Source organism: Methylibium sp., from assembly GCF_031393925.1.
Classification (GTDB): Bacteria; Pseudomonadota; Gammaproteobacteria; order Burkholderiales; family Burkholderiaceae_C; genus Methylibium.
In genome coordinates, this window is the sequence record NZ_JANMWL010000022.1 from 15,453 (window position 1) to 32,528 (window position 17,076).

Below are 17,076 nucleotides of genomic sequence, written 5' to 3' on the forward strand. Positions count from 1 at the left end.
GACCCCCTCGACGAAAACGAATTTTGGCTGCGGGTGATCGGGGAATCGGGCCGCTCGACACGCCACCCTGCGGCGGGGCTCCCGTGGGTGTCTCACGATGAGTCTGGGCGAGTTCGAGCTGATCGCGCGCTACTTCAAGCGGCCCACGACGCGCGCCGCAGTCGGCCCTGGCGACGACTGCGCGGTGCTCGCGCCGCGCGCGGGCATGCAGCTGGCGGTGTCTTGCGACATGCTGGTCGAGGGCCGGCACTTCCTTTCTACCGTCGATGCGCAGCGCCTGGGCCACAAGGCGCTGGCGGTCAACCTGTCGGACCTTGCCGCCTGCGGCGCCGAGCCGCTGGCCTTCACGCTGGCGCTGGCCCTGCCGCGTGTCGACCCCGCCTGGCTGGCCGGCTTTTCGAGCGGCCTGCACGCCCTGGCCGAGCGGCACGGCTGCGAGCTGGTCGGCGGCGACACGACCGCCGGGCCGCTCAATGTCTGCATCACCGTGTTCGGCGAGGTGCCGGTGGGCGCGGCGCTGCTGCGCAGCGGCGCGCGGCCCGGTGACGCGGTGTGGGTCAGCCACGCGGCGGGCGGCGGGCTCGGCGATGCGCGGCTGGCGCTCGAGGTGTTTCGCGGCCTGGTCGCATTGAGCGGCGACGCGTTCGAGCGCGTGCGCCGCATCATGGAAATGCCCGAGCCGCGCGTGGCGCTCGGCATGGCGCTGCGCGGCGTGGCCAGCGCAGCGATCGATGTCTCCGACGGACTGCTGGGCGACTTGTCTCACCTGCTGCGCCGCTCGGGCGTGGGGTGCCGCCTGCACACCGAGCATGTGCCACGCAGCGCCGACCTCGCCGCACAGCCGCAGGCGCTGCAGCGCCTGTGTACGCTGGCCGGCGGCGACGATTACGAGTTGGTTTTCACGGCGCCAGAGGCCGTGCGCGAACAGGTGCTGGCGGCGGCGCGCGACGTTGGCGTGGCGGTCACGGCGATCGGGCGCGTCGAAGTCGAGCCGGGCCTGCGTCTGGTCGACGCGCACGGCGTTGCGCTCGACAATGACTGGCAGTCGTTCGACCACTTCCGCACATGAACGCCCTGTTGCCCTTGAACCCGCCGCTGGCGCCCGCGCCGGTGCGCCCCGACGTACGCTTCCTGCTCGCCCACCCGGCGCACGTCATTGCGCTGGGATTCGGCTCGGGCCTGAGCCCGCTGGCGCCCGGCACGGTGGGCACCTTGTGGGCCTGGCTCAGCTTCGCGGTGCTCAACCGCTGGCTTGGCGACGCGCAATGGGCCGCCGTGATCGGCGCCGGCACGCTGATCGGCTGGTGGGCCTGCGCGCTCACCGCGCGCCACCTGCACGATGCCGACCCCGGCGCCATCGTCTGGGATGAAGTGCTGGCCTTCTGGGCAGTGCTGTGGCTGGTGACACCGGCCGGCCTGGCGGCTCAGCTCGGCGCTTTCGTGCTGTTTCGTTTCTTCGACGCCGCCAAGCCCGGCCCCGTGGCCTGGGCCGACGCGCGCTTCAAGCGTCGACGCCCCGGCACCAACTTCGGTTGGGCGCAGGGCTTTGGCATCCTGCTCGACGACGCGGTCGCGGCGCTGTGTACGCTGTTCGTGATCGCGCTGTGGCGGTATTGAGTGCCCCAGGCCACCGCGGTGCGGCGACCGCCCCCCGCGGGGCCAAGGAAACTCGGGGCGGCCCGGCGTTTCCTCGAGAGCCGCAGCCGGCTGCCTGCGTGGACAGGAGAAACCGCATGAAAAGCGAGCTTGCATGAACGAAGGCCTGGTCGCGCAACTCGGCGATGCCCTGCGCGCGCGCGGCTGGCGCATGGCCACTGCCGAGAGTTGCACCGGCGGGCTGCTCGCGGCCGCCTGCACCAGCGTCGGCGGTTCGAGCGACTGGTTCGAGCGTGGCGTCGTGAGCTACAGCGATGCCGCCAAGACCGAGCTGCTCGGCGTGCCCGCTGCCCTCATCGAGCGGCACGGGGCGGTCAGTCGCGAGGTGGCACTGTCGATGGCCGAGGGCGCGCTGCAGCGCAGCCGCGTGGCACTGGCGCTCGCGGTGACCGGCATCGCCGGGCCCGGCGGCGCGACCCCGGGCAAGCCGGTGGGCACGGTCTGGCTCGGCGTGGCCGTGCAAGGCCTGCCGCCGCGCGCCGAACTGTTGCAACTCGGCGGCGACCGCGCGGCGGTGCGCGGCCAGACGGTGCGGCGTGCCTTGCAGCGCTTGATTGAAGCCGCCACCCGCGCGTGAGCCGCTTCGTCCAGCAGATCGACTGTCTGCATCGCCCGTTGCGGACTGTGAGCGCCGCGTGCCAGGGGTTATGCCCGGCCGGACAGGCTCGCGGGTGCGCTCGCCTCAGGTGCCTAGTGCCGCGCCGAGTGCGCCGAGCCGGCCCTTGAGGCTGTCGACCCAGTCCGGCTTGCCGCGCGGTCGTGCCCGCGACGCCAGCGTGAGCACGACCAGCACGCTGGCGAACGAGAGCGCGAACAGCAATGCACCCACGAGCAGCACTTCGCTCATCGTGACGCCCTGGTTCCAGGGCCGCGCGATGCCGAGGAAGGCGCAGTACATCCACAGGCAGTTCGACAGTGCGACCGGCGCCGCCACACCGCAGGCGTCATGCAGGTTCAGTGGCGTGAGTCTCCGGCCGCGTCGCACCAGGCGCGGGAAGCTGACCCAGTGCAGCACCAGCGCATTGGCGCTCAGCAGGCCCACCAGCAGCAACTTGGCCTGCAGCTTGGGATTGAGATAGCTCGCGCTTTCGCTCAGGCCCATCCACAACAGCAGCGCGCCGCTGGCGTAGAGCAGCAGCAGCGCAGCGCTCACCAGGCGCATCACGAAGGGGTTGGGCGGCGCGATGCGCACCGGATAAGCGGACAGCTTGCCCAAGAGGTGCAGGTCGGCACGATGGCGCCGATGGCGGTGCAGGTCGCCAGCAGATACATGAAGAGGACGAGGAGCTTGATCACCCGAAGAGAGTGTCCCCAGTCGCGGCGTTGCCGGGTGTAGCGTCATGTGTCACATCGCTGCGAACGTCGTTGCCAGCGCCGGGCAACGTGCGGAGTTCACGCTGCCTTGCTTGCGTCGCTTTTAGATGGCGAGCCGGCTGAAGCCCGAATCGAGCCGCACCGATTGCAACTGCGGCGCGCGCCATTCGCTGACCCAGTTGGCAAACAGCGCCTCGGGCATCGGCTTGGCGACGAAGTAGCCCTGCGCCTCGTCGCAGCCCAGTGCCTGCAGCAGCTTCCAGGCCTTGGCGGTTTCCACACCTTCGGCCACCACCGACAGGCCCAGGTTGTGCGCCAGGTCGACGGTGGAGCGCACGATCTTGGCGTCGTCGAGGTCGCGCTCCATGTTGAGCACGAAGCTCTGGTCGATTTTGAGTTCGTCCACCGGCAGCCGCTTGAGGTAGGCCAGCGACGAATAACCGGTGCCGAAGTCGTCGATCGCGAGCTTGAAGCCCATCTGGTGCAGCCGCTCGAGCGTCTGCAGCGCGCGCGGCGGGTCGTCCATGATGGCGCTTTCGGTGATCTCGAGGCAGAGCGTGGCAGGGTCGATGTGCTCGACCTCGATCAGGCGCTGTAGCTTGACGGAAAGCTCTTGGTCGAGCAGGTCGCGCGTGGACAGGTTGACCGAGAGCTTCAGTGGCTTGCCCGCCGCGTGCAGCTGTTGAAGCACGTGGGCACAGCGCTCGATCATCCAGCCGGTGAGCATGCGGATGAAGCCGGTGCGTTCGGCAAAGGGAATGAAGCGCATCGGCGGCAGCAGGCCGCGCTGCGGGTGTTCCCAACGCACCAGCGCTTCGGCACCCACCACCGCGCCGGTGGCCAGCGCGATCTTGGGCTGCAGGAAGAGGCGCAGTTGCCCGCCGTCCACCGCGGTGCGCAGTTCGCTCAGCAGCGACAGCGACTCCTCGCTGCTCGAGTCGAGTGCGGCGGTATAGACCACCACGCCCGACTGGTTGCGCTTGGCCGCGTACATCGCCACTTCGGCGTGGCTCATCAGCGCGTCGGCGTCGATGCCGTGGTCGGGGCAGCAGGCCACACCTATGCCGGCGCCGAGGTCGACGGTGTGATTGTCCAGCGTGATCGGCACCTCGAAGGCCTGCTGGATGCGGTGGGCCACGCCCTGGGCGACGTCGATGTCGGCGCCCGTCAGCAGCATCGCGAACTCATCGCCGCCCAGGCGCGCCACCACGTCGTTGCTGCGCTCTGCCTCCTGCGTCAGTCGACGCGCGACACGGCGCAGCAGCCGGTCACCGAAGCGGTGGCCGAGCACGTCGTTGACATGCTTCAAGCGGTCCAGGTCGAGCATGATGATGGCGCAAGGCTCGACCTCGGCGCGCGCATGAGCGATCGCCTGGCGCAACAGGATGCGGAACTTCTCGCGGTTGGGTAACTTGGTCAACGCGTCCTCGTAGGCCAGGCGCCGCACCTCGCCGTCGCGTGCCTGCACCGCCTGGCGCATGGCCTCGAACGCGCGCGCCAGTTCGCCGATCTCGTCCTTGGATTCGATCTCGAGCACCTGCTCGTAATCGCCCTGGCCGAGCCGGCCGGCCGAGCGCGTGAGCGCGCGCAGCGGCGTGGTGATGCGCCGCGCAGTGAACACGGCGCCGATGGCAAACACCCCGATCGCCACCAGCGTGAAGGCCAGCAAGGTCCATTGCAGACGACGGTAGGGCGCGGTCGCTTCGTCGAGCGAGCGAATCAGCACCGCCACGGTCTGATGCTCGCCTTCGGTGACGAGCGCCATCTCGCGGGCCAGCGAGTGGCCATTCATCGCGCCCACGTCGGTCAGCTCGAGCAGCAAGTTGCGCTCGGCGAGCGCGCCACCGCGGGCGCCCTCCGCGTCGCGTGCACGCAGCCAGGCGTCGAGCAGTGGCGCAGCCGCCTCGCCGCCCAGCGTGGACTGAAGCAGATTCCATCGCAGCGGCTCGCCGCGCCGGCTCATGACGGCCACTTCAATGGAGGAGAGTTGACGCATCTCGCGCAGCAATGTTTCTTCGATGCGAAAGCCCATCGCCACCCAGCCGATGGTGAGCGGTGCCTTGACGGGCACTGCCACCAGTTGGTAGGGCTCGCCGTCGAGCAGCACCATGCTCGACGTACTCTCCGGCGCCTTCGCCAGGCGGCGCAGCGCAGGCACGAAGCGCTGCGCGCCGTCGCGCGTGGCGGCCTTCAGGGCGAACTGGGCATCGGTGATGAGCACGACGCTGGCGCCAATGCGCTCACCGTGGTTGATGAGCGCCGAGGCCAGGGTCGCCTCGTCGTTGCTTGCCACGGCCTCGCGAAAGCCGAAGTCGGCCGCCAGCAGCCGCGCGGCCGAAGTCAGGTTGCCGGCGTTTTGCTCCAGCAGCCGCGCGAAGACTCGCTCCGCGGTGTGCAGCTCCGCGTCGACCGACGCGCGGGCATTGATGGCGATGCTGTTGCCGATGAGCAGCAGACTGGCGACCTGAACGACCAGCAGCAAGCCGAGAAACAGCCCGACGATGCGCACTTGCAGCCGGTTGCGCGACAGAAATTTCGGCAACGTCATGTCAATGGAGTCGCCTCGGTATAGGGCGCGGCTTCGGCGGCCACGACGACGGGGGGCCGGGCCGTCTCAGCGTCCGCCGGGCCGCCCCAAGGGCGCCGAGCGCCGCATCGGGGGGTGTGAACGCAGTGAGCGTGGGGGCTCGGCTCAGGGCGCATCGAGCGTGACCGACAAACTGGTCGGCGCGGCACCGAGCTTGAGGGGCCGGCTTGGTGGTGGCGTGTCGACGCTCAGGCCGGCATGCCAGATCGTCAGCCGGTGATCGCCGGGCGGCACGTCGAGCAGCGCGCGACCCGCGGCGTCGGTGCGGGCAAAGTAGGGTGTGTCGACGACGCGCACGTAGGCGGTCATCTTGTCGTGGATGTTGCAGCCCAGCACAGCGACGCCTGGTTTGTCGAAGCGCACCGGCGAGGCCGGCGTGCCGGCATAGAGCTTGAGCTCGAAGGGCTTGATCGGCGAGAACGAATAGACGTGATGCCGCACCGTGTCGAAGTTGGGGAAATTGACTTCGGTGCCGGTCTGCACTGCCAGCACCGAAGGCGTGAAGCGTTTGCCGCGCTGCCCCAACTCGGCCTGAATGCCGGGTGCGGCGCGCGTCGAGGCGCCGCGTACCTCCACCGCGACCACCGCATCGGCCATCGGCAGGCCCTGCCCGCTGCTGACGGTGACGGTGAGCACGGCCGCATCGGCCACGCCGCACACGTTGGCGCCAAGCAAGCACAGCAACGCGGACAGGCGGGGGTGGCGAGGGGTCATGAGAGCGAGGGCGAGGGCGGCAGGAATGCGGCACAACGGGCGACCCGTGTCGCCCGTCATCGTTCGATCATCGCGGCAAGCCTGGGCCGTGTCGACGGGTGATCGCGGCAGTGGGGTGACGTGTCGCAGGCGGCGGTGATGGATCGCACGCTCGACCGTGCGCTGGCCGCAGGCAGGGTGTCAGCCCTGCAACACCAGCCGCGCTGTGCCGGTGCGCGATGCCGTGCCGCGCGCACCCTGCAGCGGCTGGGCGAGCAGCAAGGCCAGGCGCTGCAACGCGGCCCATGGCTCGCTCGGCCACGCGGGGTGAGCGAGCCCCTTGATAAGGCCGTCGCACACATGCGCCGCTTCGAGCAGCAGCTCCAGTGTCGCCGTGTCGAGCAGCGGCAGCGCCCGCTCGAACAGCCGCTCCTTCTGCCCCCAGACGCGGTTCTCGCGCAGCGCCATCGGCAGCGGCTTGCCGCCGGCCATGGCGTCCTTGCAGCGCCGCAGCGCGCGGATGTCCTCTGCCAACGCCCAGTGCACCAGCACCGGCGTCTCGCCCTCGGCACGCAGGCCCTCGAGCATGCGCAGCACGCGCGGCACCTGGCCGGCGAGCACGGCTTCGCCGAGCTTGCGGACATCGTAGCGCGCGACGTCGAGCACCGCGGCCTCGACCTGTTCGAAGCCCAGTTCGCCTGCCGGATAGAGCAGGCCGAGCTTGGCAAGCTCTTGTTGCGCGGCCAGCAGGTTGCCTTCTATGCGGTCCGCGAAGAACGCCAGCGTGCGCTGCCCTTCGTCGCCCGGCGCGACGCGCTGGCTCTGCGCGGCCAGGCGCTGCGCCAGCCACTGCGGCAGCGCAGTGCGCTCGATCGCGTCCAAGCGCACGGTGGTGCCGGCCGCCTCCAGCGCGGCGAACCAGGCGCTTTGCTGCTGCTGGCGGTCCAGCCGCGGCAGGGTGACGAGCGTGAGCACGCCCTCGGGCAACTGCGCGCAGTACTGCTGCAAGGCTTGCGAGCCATCCTTGCCGGGCTTGCCCGACGGAATGCGGATCTCGACGATGCGTGACTCGGCGAACAGGCTCATCGAGCTGGCGGCGCCGAGCAGCGTGCTCCAGTCGAAGTGGGCGCCTGCGACGGTGTAGACCGCGCGTTCGCTGTGGCCGGCGGCGCGCGCCGCGGCGCGGATCGTGTCACCGGCCTCCAGCGCCAGCAGCGGCTCGTCGCCGTACAGCGTGTAGAGCGGCTTCAAGCCGCGCTGCAGCTGCGCGGCGAGCTGGTCGGGCTTGATCTGCATGTACGGTCGTGCCAGCGCCTACCCCCGCGCGCGTGCAGCGGCACAGGGCCTAAGACGGGTGGGGCGCCGAAGGCAACACCGAAGTCGCATGGGCGGCCTATCTCAAGGCGCCGGCACCGCGGCGAGCCGGCGCATCACCTGCTCGACGATGTCGCTTTGCATGCCGCGATAGAGCGCCGCTTCTTCCTGCTGCTTGGCCAGGGCATTGGTCTCGTTGTAGCTCATGTCGCGCGCAAGCAGCAGCTCGTTGTCGGGAATCAGCACGCGGCCGGCCGGTGTGCGCAAGCGAAAGCGCAGCCGCGTGCGCAGGGTGAACTCACGCACCTGGCCTGCGGCGCTCTGCGCGGCGACCGACTTATCGCGCGCGTCCTCCAGCGCCTCCAGCACGACCCGCGCCGCTGCGACCGAGTCCACCACGCGCGTGCTGCCGCTGGCTTCGATGCTGCGCCGCAGCTCTTCGGTGAACGGCGAGCGCGGCGGGAAACCCACCAGCTGGATGGTGGCAAAGCTCAGCGTGGGCGGGCGCCGCAGGCGAAAGCCGCAGCCTGCGACCAGCAAGGCTGCGGCGGGCAGCAGCCGCAAGCTCGTTCGACGGGTGGGCATGGCAGTGCGCCTCACACGACCACGTTGACGAGGCGGCCGGGCACGATGATGACCTTCTTCGGCCTGCGCCCCTCGGAGAAGCGATGCACTTCTTCGCTCGCCAGCGCGGCCCGCTCGATGGCCGCTTTGTCGGCCGACGAGGACACGGTGAGTGCGCCGCGCAGCTTGCCGTTGACCTGCAGCACCAGCTCGAGCTCGGCGCGCTCCAGCGCGGCGTCGTCGACCGCGGGCCAGGGCGCGTCGAGCAGGTCGCCGAGCCGCCGGGCATAGCCAAGCTCGCTCCAGAGCGCGTGGGCGATGTGCGGCGCGGCCGGGTACAGCGCGCGCAGCAGGATGCCGACGCTTTCTTGCAGCGCCGCGCGGTCGGCCGGCGTGGGCTGCAGCGCTGCGGCCTCGAGCGCGTTGAGCAGTTTCATGGCGCCGGAGACGACGGTGTTGTATTGCAGGCGGTCGTAGTCGTGGCTCACCTGGCGCAGCAGGGTGTGGACCTCGCGGCGCAGGTCGGTCGCCCCCGCGCTGGCACCGGCGAACGACATGCCGGCGGCGGCGATTGCCTCGCGCTGCTTGATGGCGAAGGCCCACAGTCGCCGCAGGTAGCGAAAGCTGCCCTCGGCACCGGAGTCGGACCAGGCGGCGCTCTGGTCGGGCGGGCCGGCGAACATAGTGAACAGCCGCGCGGTGTCGGCGCCGAACCTGGCGATGATGTCGCGCGGCTCGACCACGTTGTTCTTGGACTTCGACATCTTCTCAATGCCGCCCAGCCGCACCGGCTGGCCGTCCTCGCGCGCCACCGCGCCGACGGGGTGGCCCTTGTCGTCGCGGCGCACCTCCACTTCGGCGGGGTAGAACCAGCGCTTCTTGCCCGCGCCGTCTTCGCGGTAATACGACTCGTTGAGCAGCATGCCTTGCGTGAACAGCTTGGTGAACGGCTCGCCGAAGCTCACCAAGCCGCAGTCGCGCATCGCCTTGGTCCAGAAGCGCGCATACAGCAGGTGCAGCACCGCGTGCTCAATGCCGCCGATGTACTGGTCCATCGGCATCCAGTGGTCGTTGCGCGCATCGACCATGGCGTGCTCGCTGTCGGGGCAGCAATAGCGCATGTAGTACCAGGCCGAATCCACGAAGGTGTCCATCGTGTCGGTTTCGCGCTGCGCCGGGCGGCCGCAGCGCGGGCAGGCCACGTTCAGGAAGGCCGCGCTCTTGGTGAGCGGATTGCCGGAGCCGTCAGGAATGAGGTCTTCGGGCAGACGCACCGGCAAGTCCCGCTCGGGCACCGGCACGGCGCCGCATCCGGGCGCGTCGGAGTCGGGCCCACCGCCTTCGCAATGGATGATCGGGATGGGCGTGCCCCAGTAGCGCTGGCGGCTGATGCCCCAGTCGCGCAGGCGCCAGGTGGTTTTCTTGCCGCCCAGGCCGCGGTGGTCGAGCGCGGCAGCGACGGCGTCGGTGGCGTCCTTGTAGTGCAGTCCGCTGAAGTAGTCGGAGTTGATGCTCACGCCGCGCGATTTGTCGGCGTACCAGTCCTGCCAGTGGTCGTAGCTGAAGTGCTCGCCATCGACATGCACGACCTGCAGGATGTCGAGCCGGTATTTCTTGGCGAAGGCGAAGTCGCGTTCGTCATGCGCGGGCACACCCATCACGGCACCGTCGCCATAGCCCATGAGCACATAGTTGCCGACCCACAGCGCGACCGGCTCGTGCGTAAGTGGGTGCTGCACGGACAGGCCGGTGGGGCGGCCCTCCTTTTCCCGGGTGGCGAGTTCCGCCTCGGTCGTGCCGCCGGCCTTGCACTGTTCGATGAATGTGGCCAGTTCGGGGTTCGATGCCGCCGCATGCGTGGCCAGCGGATGCTCGGGCGCCACCGCGCAGAAGGTCACGCCCATGATGGTGTCGGCGCGCGTGGTGAAGACGAACAGGCGGCCATCGCCGATCAGCGCGCCGCTCGTGTCGCGGAGCTCGTGCGGGAAGGCGAAGCGCACGCCCTCGCTCTTGCCGATCCAGTGCTCCTGCATCAGCCGCACGCGCTCGGGCCAGCCGTGCAGGTAGGCCGGGTCGGCCGGGTCGGCCACGTTGGCGAGCAGCTCGTCGGCGTACTGCGTGATGGCCAGGTAATAGCCGGGAATTTCGCGCTTCTCGATCAAGGCACCGGAGCGCCAGCCGCGGCCGTCGATCACCTGTTCATTGGCAAGCACGGTCTGGTCGACCGGGTCCCAGTTGACGACCTGCGTGCGACGGTAGGCAATGCCCTTTTCGAGCATCTTCAGGAAGAACCACTGGTTCCACTTGTAGTAGCTCGGGTCACAGGTGGCGAGCTCGCGCGTCCAGTCGAACGACAGGCCCAGTGGCTCCATCTGCGACTTCATGTCGGCGATGTTGTCGCGCGTCCATTGGGCCGGCGCCACGTTCTTGTCCATCGCCGCGTTCTCGGCCGGTAGGCCGAAGGCGTCCCAGCCCATCGGCATGAGCACGTTGTAGCCCTTCATGCGCAGGTAGCGCGCCATCATGTCGTTGATGGTGTAGTTGCGCACATGGCCCATGTGGAGCTTGCCGCTCGGGTAGGGCAGCATCGAGCAGGCGTAGAACTTGGGTTTGCCCGTGTCTTCGACGACGCGGTCGGCGTCGCGCTCGCGCCAGTGCGCGTGGGCAGCCGACTCGATGGAACGCGGGTCGTAGGAATTCGCGGGGGCGGGGCTGGCAGCGCTCATGCACGGGCCGGCGCCAAGCGGTGCCGGTCTCTCTAGGTCGAAGGGGTACTTTGAATTCTAGGGCCCGGGCTGCGCGACGAACGCGATGCGATTGAGCCCCGCCTGCTGCAGCCGGCCGATCAGCGCGGCCACGCGGCCATAGGGCACCGCCTGGTCGGCCCGCAAATGCACTTCGAGGCCGCTTTGGCGCTGGGCGGCCGCCTTGATGCGGGCATCGAAGCTGGCATCGTCGAGGGCTTCTTCGCCCAAGTGGAGCCGGCCGTCTGGCGTGAGTGACACCGCGATGAAGTCAGGCGCCTTGCTCGGTGTGGCAGCGTCGCTTGTCGGCAGGTCGAGTCGCAGGCTCGAACTCATCAGCGGCGCGGTGATCATGAAGATCACCAACAGCACGAGCATGACGTCGATGAGCGGCGTCATGTTGATGTCGCTCATCGGCTGCGGCAGCTGGGTGCGTTCGAGGCGACCGAAGGCCATGTCAGCGGGCGTTGCAGCGAACGATGTGAGCAAAAAAATTATTCACCTTGATGGTCCTGCTCGAGCAGCATCTCGCGCAGGTCGTGGGCAAAACCTTCCAGTTCTGCTTCGCAGGCGCCGACGAGCTTGCCGAACACGTTGTAGGCCAACACGGCGGGGATTGCCACGGCCAGCCCGGCGGCCGTCATGATGAGCGCCTCGCCGACCGGGCCCGCAATGCGGTCGATGCCCTGGTTGCCGGCGCTGGCGATGCCGATGAGCGCGTGATAGATGCCCCAGACCGTTCCGAACAGGCCGACGAACGGCGCCGTCGCGCCGATCGAGGCCAGCAGCACTTGGCCGAACTGAAGCTCGCGCAACACGCCATGCAGTGCGTCGCGCAGCCGCCGCGTGAGTTGCGAGCCGCGCGCGCTGGTGGCTTCGAGCGTGCCGCCGCGCGCGGCCAATGTGCCAGCGTCGAGCAGCGGGATCAACGCAGCCTCGCGGTCAAAGGCCTGCAACTGGGTGCGTGCGCCGACGAGATCGGGCGCCGCCCAGAACGCCGGTACGGCGCGAGCGAGGTCGCGCTTGACGCGGCGCAACAGCCACGACTTCCACAGGATGACCACCCAGGCGCTGACCGACATGGCCAGCAGCAAGGCCGCCACCGCCCGCGTGATCGCATCGCCATCGGACCAGAACCGGCCGAAGTCGCCCATCGCCCGCTTCAGTGCGCAGCGACGGCGAGCACGTCACTCATGCCGTACAGGCCGCTCTGGCGTGTGGCCAGGAAGCGCGCCGCGCGCAGGCTGCCTTGCGCATACGTGGCGCGGCTCGAGGCTTTGTGGCTGATCTCGATGCGCTCTCCGATGCCGGCAAACAGCACGGTATGGTCGCCGACGATGTCGCCGCCGCGCAGCGTCGCGAAGCCGATCGTCTGAGGGTCGCGTTCGCCGGTCATGCCTTCGCGGCCGTAGACCGCGCAGCGGGCCAGCTCGCGGCCGAGTGCGTCGGCGATCACCTCGCCCATCTTCAGCGCGGTGCCGCTGGGCGCGTCGACCTTGTGGCGGTGATGGGCCTCGATGATCTCGATGTCGTAGCCCTCGCGCAGCGCCCGGGCGGCGTCGGCGATCAGCTTGAGCACGACGTTGACGCCCACGCTCATGTTGGGCGACATCACGATGGCGATGCGCTCGGCAGCCGCCGCGATGGCGGCCTTGCCGGCCGCGTCGAAACCGGTGGTACCGATCACCAATTGCACGCCGCGCTCGCCGCAGGCGCGCACATGCTCGAGCGTGGCCTCGGGCCGGGTGAAGTCGATCAGCACGTCCGCCGCGGCCAGACCCCCACTCAACTCATCGGCGATAACGATGCCGCTTGCCTGCCCGAGGAACGCCGCTGCGTCCTGGCCGAGCGCCGGGCTGCCGGGTCGCTCCAGCGCACCGACGAGCACGCAGTCGGGCGAGGCGATCACCGCCTCGATCAACATGCGGCCCATCCGTCCAGAGGCCCCCGCGACGGCAATGCGTCGCGGTGGGTTCACCGCGTTGCCTCCAGCGGCGGATAGCTGCGCGCCGGGCCTTGCGGCTCGGCCCCCGCGGCGCTGGCCGAAGGCTTGGGCGGCAGGGGTAAGGCCTGCAACTGCGCGTCGGTGAGTGCCAGCGTTGGCAAGTTGCCGCTGAGCTTGCTCGTGTCGATCGAGGCGACGAAATCACGCTCGCTCGGAAGCTCGTCGGCCTCGAAGGACTTCATGCTGTCACCCTCAAACAGCACGGTGACGCGGCGTTGCTGGTAGGGCGCGCCCTGGCGCCTGATGGTGAACACGTAGTCCCAGCGGTCGGCGTGGAAAATGTCGGTCAGCAACGGTGAGCCGAGCGCGTCGCGCACCTGCGAGCGGCTCAAGCCGGGCTTGATGAGCGCTGCCATCTCCTGGGTGACCACGTTGCCCTGTACGATTTCGACGCGGTAGGGCGTGACGAGGCCGAACAGGCTTTCCGGCGATCGCAGGGAGCCGCAAGCCACGAGCGCCAGCGGCACCATCCACACGGAACAAACACGAAACAAGGCAAACAGGCGCATGGGGGACGCGGTGCGGGCAAGCGCCACCGGCTCGATATCATGCGAGGAATTCTAGTGGACCCGTCTTTGCCAGGACCCTGCCGATGAGCCACGCCGACGAACTCAAGAGCAGCGGCCTGAAGGCCACGCTGCCGCGCATCAAGATCCTGGAGGTGTTCCAGACCTCGTCGGTGCGGCACCTGACGGCCGAGGACGTCTACAAGCAGTTGCTGGCCGAGCACTCCGACATCGGCCTGGCCACGGTCTACCGGGTGCTCATGCAGTTCGAGCAGGCCGGCATCCTCTCGCGCAACCACTTCGAGTCCGGCAAGTCCGTGTTCGAGCTCGACGAGGGCCAGCACCACGATCACCTCGTGTGCCTGGACTGCGGCCGCGTCGAGGAGTTCTTCGACGCCGAAATCGAGGTGCGCCAGCGTTCGGTGGCGCAGGCCCGCGGTTTCGCGCTGCAGGAGCATGCACTTTCGCTCTACGCCAACTGCACCAAGCCCGCCTGCCCGCACCGACCGGTGCGCACCCGCGGCTAGCTGGCTCGCCCACGTCTGCGCGGCTACGGCTCCTCGCCGCTTTGCATCGCAATGCGGTGGCGGGCCACGAACTCGCGGTAGGTGTCGATGCCGCGCAACTGGAGGATGGTGTTGCGCACTGCGGCCTCGACCAGCACCGCCAGATTGCGTCCGGCGTCGACCGCGATCACCGCCTTGCGCACGGGCACCCCGAGCACCTCTTCGTACAGCGGCTCGTAGGGCAGGCGGTCAAAGTCGCGCTCCATGGTCTCTTTGCGAACCAGGTGCACGATGAGCTTGAGCCGCATCTTGCGACGCACTGCCGTCTCGCCGAAGATGGCCTTGATGTCGAGCAGGCCGATGCCGCGCACTTCCAGCAGATTCATCAGCAGCTCGGGGCAGCGGCCTTCGATGGCAGTCTGCGAGACGCGGTAGAGGTCGACGGCGTCGTCGGCCACCAGGCCGTGGCTGCGCGAGATCAGCTCCAAGCCGAGCTCGCTCTTGCCCAGGCCCGACTCGCCGGTGAGCAGCACCCCCAGCCCCAGGATGTCCATGAAGACGCCGTGGCGCGTGGTTCGGTCGGCGAAATGCTGGCTCAGGTGGGCACGCAGCACGTCGATCACATGACCGGCCGATTCCTCGGTGACAAACAGCGGTATGTCGGCGCGTTCGCACATCGCCACCAGCCGCTCGGGTGGCACCTGCTTGTCGGCCACGATCAGCACCGGCGGTTCGAGCGTCACGATGCGCGCGATGCGACGCGCTTGGTCCTCGGGCGCCACGTCGATGAGATAGCGCACCTCGCGGCGGCCCACGATCTGAACACGGTAGGGGTGGATGTAGTTGAGGTAGCCGACCAGGTCGGCGGCCGACTGCGCGTCGCGCACGGCCAGCTCGTCGAAGCGACGCTCAGGGTGGGCGTGCCCGGCCAGCCATTCCCAGCGCAGCGATGTGCGATGCGCCTCGAACAGCGCCTCGGCGCTGATGACGGTCGGCTTCATCGGCCGACGCTCAAGCCACCGATTTCAGTGGCTCCCAGTGGGTGATCAATTCATGCACCTTGGCCGCATCGGGTTCGCTCTTGAGCTTTTCGCGCAGCACTCGGTCGCTCAGCAGCTCGGCGATCTCGGAAAGGATCTCGAGATGGCGTTGCGTCGCCGCCTCGGGCACCAGCAGAAAGATCAGCAGCGACACCGCTTCGTCGTCCGGCGCATCGAAGCTGATCGGCTGCTGCATGCGCACGACGGCGGCCACCGGATTCTTCAAACCCTTGATGCGGCCGTGCGGAATGGCCACGCCGTGGCCCAGACCGGTGGAGCCGAGCCGCTCGCGGGCGAACAGGTTGTCGGTGACGGTGGAGCGGGCAATGGCGTGCCGGTTCTCGAACAGCAGGCCGGCCTGCTCGAACACGCGCTTCTTGCTGGTCGCGTCCACATCCAGCAGCACATTGCTGGACGGCAGGATGGCGGTAAGACGATTCATCGACGGCCGCGCCAGTTTCGGCTGGGTAAGCCTTGGCTGGCGCTTCTCTGAAGAGGTTGGCAAATTATAGGAAGCCGCTCCCCGCCAATACTGGAGATCGGGCTCCATATGCGGCTCGTTTGCGGGGCACCGGTTGCAGTCTGGCAACGGCGGGGTTCCGCCGGGCACGAAAAAGCGGCCCGAAGGCCGCTCGTCTGCGAAGCGCGATACGCAAGGCTCACTGAAGGTCGGCGGCGTCGAGGCGCTTGGCCGTGGCGTGATGATGATCCTGCATGCGGTCCTTGTGCCGGCAGACCTGGCGGTCGAGTTTGTCCATCAATTCGTCGATCGCCGCATACAGGTCTTGGTGCGCGGACTCGACAAAGATGTCGCGGCCCTTGACATGCAAGGTCACCTCCGCCTTTTGTCGCCTTTCCTTTTCCTTTTGCTTCTCCACGCTCAGCAGGACGTTGACGTCGACCACTTGGTCGAAGTGGCGTGTGACCCGATCCAGTTTTGTAAGCACGTACTCTCTCAACGATGCCGTCACTTCAAGGTGATGTCCGCTGATCGTCAGGTTCATAGGTCTTCCTTTCACAGAGGCCGAAGGGCGCCCGATGCGCCGATGGCAAGCACTGAAGCGCGGTGCATCGGGTCGGGCCAGTTTGCGCCCGGCTCGCCTCGGTGACAAGCCGATGACCGAGCCCGAACGGGGGCTACACGCACCGGAGCGGGCGCTCCCCGGTGACATAATCCGCCGGTTTCGTCTTCGGAGCTTTTGTTGGACAGCACCCCCTCTCGGTGACCGTCCACTCCAATCGACCCCGCGCCTGCACGGCGCGGTGCTGCCGGGAGTGAGGCGGTTGCCCATTCCGGTTGGTCCCGAGCACTCTCGGGGCCCTTGTCTGCGGCGCGCTGCGCCCTCAGGTCGTTGGAGTTCGCAATGCTCAACGTCTTCACGCTTGCCAGTGGGCGGCTGTTCCAGGAAGAAATAGCAACCGCCGACGCGCTGGCCCATGTGCAGCCGGTGTGGGTCGACCTCGAAGCCCCGACGGCCGAGGAAAAGGACTGGATCGCGCAGCGTTTTGGCCTTCGCATCCCCGAAAACATCGTCGACGACGATCTGGAAGAGTCGGCGCGCTTCTACGAAGAAGACAACGGCGAACTGCACCTGCGCTCGGACTTCCTGATCGATGAAGACACCGGCGCCGACGGGCGCGGCGCACGCAATGTGCGCGTGGCGTTCATCCTTCACGACAAGGTGCTTTTTTCGGTTCACGCCGAGGACCTGCCGGTGTTTCGCCTGCTGCGCATGCGCGCGCGCCGTATCCCGGCGCTGATTGACGACGCCAAGGACGTGCTCTTGAAGCTCTACGACGCCGATGCCGAATACTCTGCCGACGCGCTCGAGGGCATCTACGACGGCTTGGAGAAAGTGTCGGCGCGCGTGCTGCAGTCCAAGGTCGATGACCAGGCCGCCGCCGAGGTGCTGGCGGCCATCGCGCGCCAGGAAGACTTGAACGGCCGCATTCGCCGCAATGTGATGGACACGCGCCGCGCGCTGAGCTTCATGATGCGCAGCCGCCTGCTCAATGCCGAGCAGTTCGAGGAGGCGAGGCAGATCCTGCGCGACATCGATTCGCTCGACTCGCACACCGCCTTCCTGTTCGACAAGATCAACTTCCTGATGGACGCCACGGTCGGCTTCATCAACATCAACCAGAAC

General features: G+C 68.3%; 18 protein-coding genes. 5 read left to right on the top strand and 13 right to left on the bottom strand.

The genetic code is table 11. The features are described from left to right. Window positions 1-103 precede the first annotated feature (103 nt). The 3 genes from thiL (at window position 104) to RMO12_RS01525 (ending at window position 2,233) form a co-directional block, all read left to right on the top strand. Window positions 104-1,069, top strand: coding sequence for a thiamine-phosphate kinase (gene thiL / locus RMO12_RS01515; RefSeq protein ID WP_309637954.1), 966 nt, complete (start codon window positions 104-106; stop codon window positions 1,067-1,069). After that, on the top strand, window positions 1,066-1,617 hold the full coding sequence (locus RMO12_RS01520) for a phosphatidylglycerophosphatase A (RefSeq protein WP_309637945.1): 552 nt from the start codon (window positions 1,066-1,068) through the stop codon (window positions 1,615-1,617). The genes thiL and RMO12_RS01520 overlap by 4 nt, the downstream gene beginning before the upstream one ends. 133 nt (window positions 1,618-1,750) lie before the next feature. Next, a complete protein-coding gene (locus tag RMO12_RS01525) occupies window positions 1,751-2,233 on the top strand; it encodes a CinA family protein (RefSeq protein WP_309625152.1) in 483 nt (160 codons plus the stop codon). Window positions 2,234-2,338: 105 nt separating this feature from the next. Here RMO12_RS01525 and RMO12_RS01530 read toward each other — a convergent pair whose 3' ends face one another. From RMO12_RS01530 to RMO12_RS01575, 10 genes are all read right to left on the bottom strand, one after another. Then, window positions 2,339-2,872, bottom strand: a complete 534-nt coding sequence (locus RMO12_RS01530) for a hypothetical protein (protein WP_309637946.1) — start codon at window positions 2,870-2,872, stop codon at window positions 2,339-2,341. 201 nt (window positions 2,873-3,073) lie between these two features. Next, window positions 3,074-5,518, bottom strand: a complete 2,445-nt coding sequence (locus RMO12_RS01535; protein WP_309625150.1) for an EAL domain-containing protein — start codon at window positions 5,516-5,518, stop codon at window positions 3,074-3,076. Between the two features lie 144 nt (window positions 5,519-5,662). Next, window positions 5,663-6,271, bottom strand: a complete 609-nt coding sequence (locus RMO12_RS01540) for a methylamine utilization protein (RefSeq protein ID WP_309637947.1) — start codon at window positions 6,269-6,271, stop codon at window positions 5,663-5,665. A 180-nt stretch (window positions 6,272-6,451) separates the two neighbouring features. Next, a complete protein-coding gene (holA, locus tag RMO12_RS01545; protein ID WP_309637948.1) occupies window positions 6,452-7,546 on the bottom strand; it encodes a DNA polymerase III subunit delta in 1,095 nt (364 codons plus the stop codon). Window positions 7,547-7,648: 102 nt separating this feature from the next. Further along, window positions 7,649-8,149 (bottom strand): LPS assembly lipoprotein LptE, encoded by a 501-nt coding sequence (lptE, locus tag RMO12_RS01550; RefSeq protein ID WP_309637949.1) that lies wholly within the window; start codon window positions 8,147-8,149, stop codon window positions 7,649-7,651. Between the two features lie 11 nt (window positions 8,150-8,160). Beyond that, the gene (gene leuS / locus RMO12_RS01555) at window positions 8,161-10,854 is read right to left on the bottom strand and encodes a leucine--tRNA ligase (RefSeq protein WP_309637950.1); all 2,694 of its coding nucleotides are present in this window, start codon (window positions 10,852-10,854) and stop codon (window positions 8,161-8,163) included. A 57-nt stretch (window positions 10,855-10,911) separates the two neighbouring features. Then, entirely contained in the window at window positions 10,912-11,328 is a 417-nt protein-coding gene (locus tag RMO12_RS01560; protein WP_309626391.1) for a biopolymer transporter ExbD, read from the bottom strand. A gap of 38 nt (window positions 11,329-11,366) precedes the next feature. After that, the gene (locus RMO12_RS01565) at window positions 11,367-12,026 is read right to left on the bottom strand and encodes a MotA/TolQ/ExbB proton channel family protein (RefSeq protein WP_309637951.1); all 660 of its coding nucleotides are present in this window, start codon (window positions 12,024-12,026) and stop codon (window positions 11,367-11,369) included. A gap of 8 nt (window positions 12,027-12,034) precedes the next feature. Then, window positions 12,035-12,850 carry a 4-hydroxy-tetrahydrodipicolinate reductase gene (gene dapB, locus RMO12_RS01570; RefSeq protein WP_309637952.1) on the bottom strand — a complete coding sequence of 272 codons (816 nt, stop codon included), beginning with the start codon at window positions 12,848-12,850 and terminating at the stop codon, window positions 12,035-12,037. Then, complete coding sequence (locus RMO12_RS01575; protein WP_309626388.1) at window positions 12,847-13,386, bottom strand: outer membrane protein assembly factor BamE; 540 nt, start codon at window positions 13,384-13,386, stop codon at window positions 12,847-12,849. Before RMO12_RS01575 ends, dapB begins: the two co-directional genes overlap by 4 nt. 83 nt (window positions 13,387-13,469) lie before the next feature. Here RMO12_RS01575 and fur point away from each other — a divergent pair, with 83 nt between their 5' ends. Then, complete coding sequence (fur, locus tag RMO12_RS01580; protein WP_309626387.1) at window positions 13,470-13,910, top strand: ferric iron uptake transcriptional regulator; 441 nt, start codon at window positions 13,470-13,472, stop codon at window positions 13,908-13,910. Between the two features lie 23 nt (window positions 13,911-13,933). Here the strand turns inward: fur and hprK are convergent, their stop codons facing one another. The 3 genes from hprK to hpf all read right to left on the bottom strand — a co-directional run bounded on the left by hprK (window position 13,934) and on the right by hpf (window position 15,933). Continuing rightward, window positions 13,934-14,890 (bottom strand): HPr(Ser) kinase/phosphatase, encoded by a 957-nt coding sequence (hprK, locus tag RMO12_RS01585; RefSeq protein ID WP_309626386.1) that lies wholly within the window; start codon window positions 14,888-14,890, stop codon window positions 13,934-13,936. A gap of 10 nt (window positions 14,891-14,900) precedes the next feature. Further along, a complete protein-coding gene (locus tag RMO12_RS01590) occupies window positions 14,901-15,371 on the bottom strand; it encodes a PTS sugar transporter subunit IIA (protein WP_309626385.1) in 471 nt (156 codons plus the stop codon). A gap of 217 nt (window positions 15,372-15,588) precedes the next feature. Next, the gene (gene hpf, locus RMO12_RS01595) at window positions 15,589-15,933 is read right to left on the bottom strand and encodes a ribosome hibernation-promoting factor, HPF/YfiA family (RefSeq protein WP_309626384.1); all 345 of its coding nucleotides are present in this window, start codon (window positions 15,931-15,933) and stop codon (window positions 15,589-15,591) included. A gap of 360 nt (window positions 15,934-16,293) precedes the next feature. On the opposite strand from hpf, the gene RMO12_RS01600 reads away from it, so the two are divergent. Next, on the top strand, window positions 16,294-17,076 hold a 783-nt coding region (locus RMO12_RS01600; RefSeq protein ID WP_309637953.1), incomplete at its 3' end, for a CorA family divalent cation transporter.